The organism is Candidatus Binatia bacterium (assembly GCA_036504975.1).
Taxonomy (GTDB): domain Bacteria; phylum Desulfobacterota; class Binatia; order UBA9968; family UBA9968; genus JAJPJQ01.
In genome coordinates, this window is sequence record DASXUF010000164.1 from 1 (window position 1) to 7,145 (window position 7,145).

The 7,145-nt window shown below is 59.7% G+C and carries 6 protein-coding genes; all 6 read left to right on the top strand.

Annotation, left to right across the window (positions count from 1 at the left end; genetic code table 11):
* Positions 1-44: 44 nt before the first annotated feature.
* Positions 45-653: a glutathione S-transferase family protein gene (locus VGL70_20145; GenBank protein HEY3305844.1), complete on the top strand. Its 609-nt coding sequence runs from the start codon at positions 45-47 to the stop codon at positions 651-653.
* Positions 654-686: 33 nt separating this feature from the next.
* Positions 687-3,125 (top strand): penicillin acylase family protein, encoded by a 2,439-nt coding sequence (locus VGL70_20150; GenBank protein HEY3305845.1) that lies wholly within the window; start codon positions 687-689, stop codon positions 3,123-3,125.
* A gap of 49 nt (positions 3,126-3,174) precedes the next feature.
* Positions 3,175-3,975: a substrate-binding domain-containing protein gene (locus tag VGL70_20155; GenBank protein HEY3305846.1), complete on the top strand. Its 801-nt coding sequence runs from the start codon at positions 3,175-3,177 to the stop codon at positions 3,973-3,975.
* Positions 3,972-5,822, top strand: coding sequence for an ATP-binding protein (locus tag VGL70_20160; GenBank protein HEY3305847.1), 1,851 nt, complete (start codon positions 3,972-3,974; stop codon positions 5,820-5,822). The genes VGL70_20155 and VGL70_20160 overlap by 4 nt, the downstream gene beginning before the upstream one ends.
* Entirely contained in the window at positions 5,794-6,453 is a 660-nt protein-coding gene (locus VGL70_20165) for a response regulator transcription factor (GenBank protein HEY3305848.1), read from the top strand. Before VGL70_20160 ends, VGL70_20165 begins: the two co-directional genes overlap by 29 nt.
* A gap of 135 nt (positions 6,454-6,588) precedes the next feature.
* The coding region (locus VGL70_20170; GenBank protein ID HEY3305849.1) for a peroxiredoxin family protein at positions 6,589-7,145 on the top strand (557 nt) is incomplete at its 3' end.

A 7,145-nucleotide genomic window follows, 5' to 3' on the forward strand; every position in this document is an offset into this window, starting at 1 on the left:
CGCTGAGTTAATGACCTAAGAGAAATCACACCACAGGAGAGATCATGGCTGCGATCAAACTTTACGACTTTCTTAGCTCGCCCAATTGCCAGCGCGTCAAGGTGGTTCTCGCGGAGAAGAAGCTTCCCTATGAAACGATCCCGGTCGACCTCAAGAAGGGCGAGCAGAAGAAAGCGGAGTTCTTGAAGCTCAACCCATACGGAAAAGTGCCGGTCTTGATCGACGGCGCGAGCGTGCTCTACGAGTCTCTCATCATCAACGAGTATCTCGACGAAAAATATCCCGAGCCGCCGCTCATGCCCAAGGATCACGCCAAGCGCGCCAAGATCCGCATCCTGACCGACTACGGCATGAATCACGTGGACGTTCCCTACCAGAAGATCCGCCGCGAGCTGTTGAAAGACGAGAAGGAGCGCGACCAGGAAACGATCGACAAGGCGAAAAGCGATCTCAAAAACCTGTTGCAGCGTCTCGAGCGCGAGATCGGCAGCGAGCCGTATCTGGCGGGAGAATTCTCGCTCGTGGACGCGGCCCTGATCCCCCGATTCATCCGTATGGAAGGCATGGGCGGCCTTCCCGATGCGTCCTTGCCCAAGCTCGGCGCCTGGCTCAAACGAATGAAAGAGCGTCCTTCCGTCAAAACCATTCTTTAGCTGAGAAATTTTGAGTTTTGGGACAATGAGCCGATGCGATTGACTCGAAACTCGACGCCCGAAACTCGAAACTTCTTTTCCGCATTCTTCCATCCCCTGTTCCTCTGCTGGCTGCGCAAGACACAGCCGCAGACGCGCGGCGAGATTTCGTTACCGGAGCTCACGAAAGAAGTAAAAGTCCGCTGGGGCCCCTATTGCGTCCCGCATCTTTACGCCTCCACTCAACGCGACCTGTTCATGGCGCAGGGATACCTTCACGCCCAGGAAAGACTCTGGCAGATGGATATGAAGCGCCGCTTTCTCTGCGGCCGCACGGCGGAAGTCATTGGAAACCGACCGATCCCGTGCGAAGGGATTTCCGTCCACATCCGCGACAAGGGCGCCGTCAATCTGGATTATTTTTTTCGTCTGGCGGGAATGCGCCGGGCCGCGGAGGCCTCGCTCGGCCGCTTGCCGGCGCGTCTCGTCGAATTTTTGGAGGCTTATAGCGCGGGCGTCAACCGCTACATCGAAACGCATCTCAAATCGTTGCCGCTGGAGTTTCGCCTGCTCGGCTACGAGCCCGATCCGTGGCGCCCCGAAGACAGTCTCACGATCGCCAAGGGATTCGCGTTTTTTCTTTCCACGTCTCTCTTCACGCGCGTCACCTGGACGGCCATAGCGGAAAAATTGGCCGGCCATCCGGATAAACTGCATTCCCTCATGCCGAGCTATCCGGCGGCCGGCCCCAGCATCACCCGTCAAATCGCGGCGGACTCGCGCGCGCTGCTCCAGTTCATGAGCGGCACTTTCGAGGCCGCCGGCTGGATCGCCGCCGGCCAGGGGAGCAACAACTGGGTGGTTGCTCCCTGGCGTTCCGCGACCGGCGGTCCGCTCCTGTGCAACGACCCGCATCTCAGAATGGAACAACCGTCCTTCTGGTACCTGATCCATTTACGGGCTGAGCGCGACGGAAAGGACGAAGAAGAGTTCGATGTTCGGGGCGCATCGATTCCAGGCTCCCCATGCGTCCACGTCGGCCACAACCGGCAGATCGCCTGGGGAGTCACCGCGGCGCTTTGCGACGACGCCGATCTCTATCGCGAAAAGCTCCACCCGGCGGAGCCCGACACGTACCTCGCCGACGGCGACTGGATCCGGATGCGCTCGGAAGAAGAAAAGATTCCCGTGCACGGCGGCAAAACCGTCACAAAGAAAATCCGCTTTACCCGGCACGGCCCGCTTCTCAGCGACTTCACGCGAAGAGAAGACACCGACGGCGCCGAGGAGGCCCTCGCCTTCAAATGGACGGCCCACGATCCAAGCCGCGAGCTATGCGTCCTTCACGGCATCAACCGGGCGCGCGACTGGAAGGAGTTCCGCGAGAGCCTTTCGCACCAGACGGCGCCGACGCTCAATTACGTTTACGCCGACCGGAGCGGCAATATCGGCTACAGCCTGGCCGGCAGCATTCCGATCCGTTCCGCGCGTCCGTCGTTTCTTCCTCTCCCGGGCTGGGGCTCCGAATCCGAATGGAAAGGTTATATCCCCTTCGAGGAGCTTCCCTGTCTTTATAATCCGCCCGAGGGCGCTATCGCCACGGCCAATAACGACATCGCGGCCGGGGGATATGCGTACCACCTATCCGACCTTTTCGATCCGCCCTACCGCATACGCCGCATCAAAGAATTGCTGGCGGCGAAAAAGAAGTTTTCCGTCGCGGACATGGCTGAAATTCAGCAGGACGGAATCTCAACGCACGGAAGAGAGATAACGGCGATTCTTAGCCCGGATCTCGCGGCGCTGGCGGAGGGAAACGACGCCCTCGGCAAGGCGGCGGAAAAATTGCTCCGTTGGAACGGCGATTGTTCGCCAAACAGCGTTGAGGCCGCGCTCTTCCAGATATTTTACCACCGCTTGACCGGCCGTCTGCTTCAGCCCGCGCTCGGAGAAAATCTATACCTCGCCTACCTGGAAATCTTCAACCAATCGCTCTTCCCGGTGGAACAAATTCTCCGCGATTCCGCCTCGCCCTGGTTCGCTCAGCAGCCGAGGCCGGAGCTGGTCGAAACAAGTCTGCGCGAGACCTGCAACGAACTGCGCGGCCGGCTGGGCGACAATATGGATCAGTGGACTTGGGGCAAGATCCACACGCTCACTCTGAGCCATCCATTAGATGGGAACCGACTGCTGCGCGGATTTCTCTCCGCCGGACCGTTCCCGGCGTCGGGAGACGGAGTCACGATCAACATCGGATTCTATCGCCGCTCCAAGCCCTACCGGCAGGTCGTCGGGCCGTCGCTCAGGATGATCATAGACCTGGCCGCCCTCGAACGTTCCCTATTCATCACGTCCTCGGGCCAGTCCGGCCATTTCTTGTCGCCGCACTATCGCGATCAGACGGCGCTGTGGCGAGAAGGAAAATATATCCGATTATCCGATGATGCAGATGTCACCGACGCGCCTGCATTGATCCTGACTCCGGCCGACTAGACAGCGGTCTTGCGTGATGCCATAGTAGCCCCGTCTAAGGAACCGTCTTATGGCCGTAGCGCGACTCGCAGTCGCCTTCCTGCTTTTCGTCGCCTTTTATATTCCGCAGTGTCTCCACGCCCAGACACGGCCGCAGAAGATTACGATCGGCGGCGCGCAGTCCCTCGTCCCGCTGGCGGAGAAATTTTCCGCCCGCTTCCGCAAAGACCATCCTGAAATCGAGGTGGACATCCGCCGCGCCAACTCCAACTATGCCGTCATCGCGACGCAAGCCGGCGAGATCCAGATCGGCCTCGTAACGAGGAATCTCACCGCCGCCGAAATAGCCGCGCTCCACGTGGAGCCGGTCGGCCACGACGCGATCATTTTTCTGAGTTATCCGTGGAACCAGGCGACGAGCCTGACTTTGGAGCAACTCAGGAAGATTTACCTCGGAAAAATCACCAACTGGCGCGAGGTCGGCGGCGAAGACAAAGGCATTGTGCCGCTGACGCGCGAGGGCAGCTCCGCGCTCCATACGATGTTCATCGACAATCTTTTCGGCAAAGGCTTCAACGGCTCGGAAAAGGCCTTCGTTCTCCGCGCCAACAAAGAAAAGATCCTGCGCACGATCAAGCGCGTTCGCGGCTCGCTCGGTTACGGCATCGTCGGCGTGGAAGAGGCTCAGGACGAGGGAGTCAAGGTGCTGGCGATCAATGGAAAGTCTCCCAACGAGGAGAATATCGTCCAGGGCGCTTATCCGTTCACCCGGCCGCTGCTTCTGATCGGCAAGGGCCCGCTCGACCCGCCGGTCCAGGCATGGATGCGCGGGTTCGCGAAATTCGCCCATCGAGCCGAGGGCGAGCGATGAAAAGCGTCCTGCACAAACTGCTGCTCTCTTCCCTGGTGATCATTCTTCTGCCCATGGGCTTGGCGATCCTGTGGACGTCCAACACTCTTTCCACGATCCTGGAGCGGCGCTTTGCGGAAAAGTCGCGCGCCCAGGCGGAACAGGTCGAGCTTCTATTGACCGAAAAACGGGAAACCGCCATCGGCCTCGTCCACTGGATCGCGGAGATGCCGGGAGTCCGAGAGGGGCTGCAAAAACAGGACCGCGCGACGGTATTCCAACTCCTTCTGCCGTTGGTCGGCTCGGTCCAGATGGACTTTATCGAGATTCTGGATCGGAACGGCAGAATTTTTCTCCGCGTGCACGATCCCTCGGTATACGGCGACACTCCTCCGCTGGCGAAAGACGCCCAGGGACTGCTGCACAGAACCGGCGAGATGTCCAACTATGGCGTCGAGGAGCGCGCCGGCAAGGCCTACCTCCGCGCCGCGGAGAGCATCGAGGGCAACGACATCCTCGGCGTCGTCATCGCCGGCTATGCGCTCGACCGCGACCTGATCAAAAAACTGGAGCAGGTCGCCGGCGGAAAGATCGTCGTCACCGTCGGAAACCGCACGTACACATCCGACAAACCGGGCAAAGCCGCTAAGCGATCATCCCCGGCTGCGGCCATGAGCGGCGGCAATCAGGAATCCGAATGGCATCGAAGCGGCCCGGCGGCTGCGCTCGAGATCCGCCTGCCGCTCGTCACCGACCGGGAAGCCCAAGGCGTCATCTCGGTTTTCTTTCCTTCCCGCGAGATGACGATGGCGATCCGCAGTCTGCAGCAGGCCTTGCTCTCGGTCGCGCTGATCGGCATCGCGCTGGCCTTTTCCGTCTCCTGGATTTGGGGCCGACGATTGACCCGGCCGCTGAAGGAGCTGGTGCGCGGCACCGAGCAGGTCGCGGCAGGAAATTACTCGGCCGCGGTCGGGATCGACTCCAAAGACGAGATCGGCGTTCTCGCCGCTTCTTTCAACCGCATGCTGGAAGAGCTCGGCCGGTCCAAAGCCGAGGTCGAGAGCTACCGCCGGGAGCTCGAGCGGAAATTCGCCGAGCGCAGCAAAGAGCTGGCCGACACGGAGAAGAAACGCGCGGCGATGGCGCACATGATCGCCCACGACCTCAAGAATCCCCTTCTCGGGATCAAGAAAACTCTGGAGCGCCTCGATCAGACGCCGCCGGAAACGAACGGCGGCCAGCGCAAAAAAATCCTTCAAGACCTGGTCAGCGCAGGCGACCTCGTTCTCGGAATGGTCAACGAGATGCTCGATATTTACCGCTCCGATTTCGGCGACCTGCCGCTCGCCCTCGGCCCGCTTCGGGTCGACGAGCCGATTCAGACGAGCCTCAGGATCCTCGGCCCCGAGATCGAGGAAAAGAACCTCGAGATCGTGGTCCGCTCCGCCGCTGCCGACATTATTTTGACCGCCGACAAAAGAAGATTGACGCGCCTGCTCATCAACCTACTGAGCAACGCCATCAAGTTTTCACCGCACCAAAGCCGCATTCAAATATCGACGGCGCTGGTCGGGAGCGACGAGGGACGCGGACCCTCAGCGGTCATTCGCGTCGAGGACGAGGGCGACGGCATTCCCGAAAACGACCTGCCGAAGATTTTCGACGCATTCTACTCGCGCGACCAGGGAAAGCTCGAAACCGGGACCGGCCTCGGCCTCCCCTACTGCAAGCTTGTGGCCGAGGCGCACCGTGGAAAGATCTGGGCTGAAAGCCGGCCCGGCGGCGGCTTCGCGGTTTCAGTCGCCCTGCCATTGAACCCCGAGGAGGAGCAACAGGCCTATGCCGATCAAGATCATGATCGCCGATGATGAACGGCTCTTTCGCCAGAGTCTCAGAAAGCTGTTGGAAGGCGTGCGCGATATCCGGGTCGTCGCGGAAGCGGCCGACGGCCAGGAGGCGGTGGTCCAGGCGCAGGAAAAAGAACCGGACATCGCCCTCCTGGACGTGCGCATGCCGAAAATGGACGGGATCAAAGCGGCCAAGCTCATTTCCAGCTTGGTCCCCAAGGCCAAGGTCCTCATGCTCTCGATCCACGACGACGACGAAAAAATCATCTCGGCGCTGAGAGCCGGGGCCGCCGGCTATATCCTCAAGGACGCTGATCAAAAAGATTTCATCGAGATCATCCGCCACACCTTTCAGGGAAAATCCTGGAATTCCCCCTACCTGGCCCATCTGACCCTGCCGCGCAACGCACGCACGGCCCAGGTCTTGGAGGGCGACAAGAAAAAAGAATTTGCCGAGAAATACGGCCTGACCGAACAAGAGCTTAGGCTGCTTCACCTCCTGGCCGAGGGGCTTTCCAATGAGGAGATGAGCCGCTTGGTGAACCTCTCGCGCGAGACCATCAAGATGCACCTTAAGGCCCTCTTCAGAAAACTCGAGGTAAAAAACCGCACGGAAGCCGCCGTCCTGGCGGTACGCGACGCCCTCGGTTAGCTCCCCCCGGAGGCTGTGGATAAGTACCCCTTCGGGGAGTTGACGTCCCATGGGCGCGGCGATATAGAGTAGCGTCCCTGGATGCCTCGTTGCATGATTGCGAGTACTCAGGCGTCCAATAAACGGAGGCCGATCATGAGACGGCTAAAAAATCCGCTGCGGCATACGCTCCTCTCCGCAATTTTTATCCTGGCCACGTCCCTTTCGGCGTCGGCTCTCGAAGTCGGAGAGAAGGCGCCGGACTTCGAGCTCGACAGCACCAAGGGAGGAAAAATCAAGCTCAGCAGCCTCAAAGGAAAGAACGTTCTCATCAATTTCTACGGTTACGACTACGACCCCACGTGAATTAAACAACTGCAAGCGTCCGGTTCGGACAACTATCCAAAGTTCCAGGCGGAAAATACTGAGGTGCTGGGAATCGCCGCAACCACGCAGTTCTCGCAAAAGGCCTTGGCCGATTTCCTGAAAATCGGTTATCCCCTACTCAGCGGCGGACGCGACGTTACGGTCGTACACAAAGTTTTGAAGGCCTATGGAGTATTCCGCGAAGACCGGCTGCAGGCCACCCGCTCTTACTTCATTGTAGATAAGGAAGGCGTCGTGCGCTACAAGCACATCCCTCCCAGCCCGGGAGAAAAAGATCTTCTTCCGTCCGAAACGCTCTTGAACGAGGTCAAAAAAGTCAATCGAGG

Bases quoted from the DNA above. Each gene is read 5' to 3' on its own strand.
- VGL70_20150 (HEY3305845.1), top strand. From the start codon at position 687: ATGCGATTGACTCGAAACTCGACGCCCGAAACTCGAAACTTCTTTTCC.
- VGL70_20160 (HEY3305847.1), top strand. From the start codon at position 3,972: ATGAAAAGCGTCCTGCACAAACTGCTGCTCTCTTCCCTGGTGATCATT.
- VGL70_20145 (HEY3305844.1), top strand. From the start codon at position 45: ATGGCTGCGATCAAACTTTACGACTTTCTTAGCTCGCCCAATTGCCAG.
- VGL70_20165 (HEY3305848.1), top strand. From the start codon at position 5,794: ATGCCGATCAAGATCATGATCGCCGATGATGAACGGCTCTTTCGCCAG.
- VGL70_20155 (HEY3305846.1), top strand. From the start codon at position 3,175: ATGGCCGTAGCGCGACTCGCAGTCGCCTTCCTGCTTTTCGTCGCCTTT.